The organism is Streptomyces sp. MnatMP-M17, assembly GCF_900091995.1.
Taxonomy (GTDB): domain Bacteria; phylum Actinomycetota; class Actinomycetes; order Streptomycetales; family Streptomycetaceae; genus Streptomyces.
Genome location: NZ_FMDK01000793.1, coordinates 1 through 1,441, shown reverse-complemented (window position 1 = coordinate 1,441; position 1,441 = coordinate 1). Strand labels below are relative to the sequence as shown.

At 71.9% G+C, this 1,441-nt stretch carries 3 protein-coding genes; 1 reads left to right on the top strand and 2 read right to left on the bottom strand.

Annotation, left to right across the window (positions count from 1 at the left end; all coding sequences use genetic code 11):
• Positions 1 to 313: DNA glycosylase AlkZ-like family protein (locus tag GA0115259_RS30765; protein WP_141716757.1), on the bottom strand; the 313-nt coding region annotated here is incomplete at its 3' end.
• A 3-nt stretch (positions 314 to 316) separates the two neighbouring features.
• Complete coding sequence (locus GA0115259_RS30760) at positions 317 to 895, bottom strand: DinB family protein (RefSeq protein ID WP_093603071.1); 579 nt, start codon at positions 893 to 895, stop codon at positions 317 to 319.
• 140 nt (positions 896 to 1,035) lie between these two features.
• Here GA0115259_RS30760 and GA0115259_RS30755 point away from each other — a divergent pair.
• Positions 1,036 to 1,441, top strand: a 406-nt coding sequence (locus GA0115259_RS30755) for a helix-turn-helix transcriptional regulator (RefSeq protein WP_141716756.1), incomplete at its 3' end; no start/stop codon positions are given.

Here is a 1,441-nt window from a genome sequence, read left to right as displayed (position 1 = left end):
GTACGCGTTGGCGCAGCATGGTGCCGTGGCGGGCCCGCCAGGCCAGAGCGTCGTCGGCGGTGACCAGGTGGACGGTGCGGCGCATGAGATGGGTCCGCACCACGCTCCGACCGGCAAGCAGGTCCGAGAGCACCGTCGGGTCGAAGGCGCGCAGTCGCGACCAGAGCCCGACAAACGGTTCCTGCGGTTCCTGCGCCTGTAGACCGCCGAGGTGCGCGACGGCGTCGAGGACCGGTATGCCGGCGCGGTCGAGCAGCAACTGCCGGGCGAGCGTCGCGCGGTTGAGCGCCCGGGTGTCGAGGCTGGGTGACACCGGTCAGGTCGACTTCTGGCCGTCGAGCGTCTCGCGCAGGATGTCCGCGTGCCCGGCGTGCTGGGCGGTCTCGGCGATGACATGCATCAGCACCCGGCGCACGCTGCGCACCGCTCCCGGCTCGTTCCAGGGCGCCTCCGGCAGCGGGTGCGTCGCCGACAGGTCGGGCACGGAGGCGATGATCTCCTCGCTCCGGGCGGCGACCTGCTCGTAGCGCTTGACGATCCCGGCCAGCGTCTCGCCGGGCAGCATCCGGAAGTCGTTCTGATGGTCGATCGCCCACTGCGGGACCTCGCGTGCGGTACCGGCCGCGAGGGCGGCCCAGGTGACACCGTCGGGCAGGTCGTAACGCAGCGCCGACGGGCCATCGATCACGAAGCGCATCCACCCTTCCTCGATGGACGCGACGTGCTTGATCAGCCCGCCCAGGCACAGCGCGCTGACCGTCGGGCGCTCACCGGCCTGCTCGTCGCCGAGCCCGCGCACCGTGGTGGTCAGGGCCGAGCGCGCGGTCGCGAGCGCGGCGAGCAGGTCGGTCCGCTCGCCGTCGGGAGTGGAACGTGGCGTGGTCGTGGCGGTCATGGTGATCGGGCCTTTCCGGTCGTTCTTGTCGTTCTTGTAGTTCGGTACGAGACCTCACGAGACCTCGCCGTTCGGTACGGGACCACAGTCCCAAGGGAAGCGGTCAGGTTGTGGCCGCTTCTCGCGGCAGTATGGGAATCATGCCGAAGACCTCAGCGCGACTGCTGTCACTGCTCTCCCTGCTCCAGGCGCGCCGGGACTGGCCGGGCGCGCTGCTGGCCGAGCGGCTGGACGTCAGCCCGCGCACCGTACGGCGCGATGTGGACCGGCTGCGCGAGCTCGGCTATCCCGTGGTGGCCTTCAAAGGGCCCGACGGCGGGTACCGGCTCGACGCCGGCACGGAACTGCCGCCGCTGCTCTTCGACGACGAGCAGGCCGTCGCCCTCGCCGTCGCGCTCCGGATCGCCACCACCACCGGCGCCGGCATCGAGGAAGCCGCGGCACGCGCGCTGAACACCGTCCGGCAGGTCATGCCCGCCCGGCTGCGCCACCGTATCGACACCCTCCAGGTCACCGCCGTCGAGCCGCCCGCGAGCCGGCCGGGCC

Coding starts and splice junctions, on each gene's coding strand:
- GA0115259_RS30760 (WP_093603071.1), bottom strand. CDS start 895: ATGACCGCCACGACCACGCCACGTTCCACTCCCGACGGCGAGCGGACC.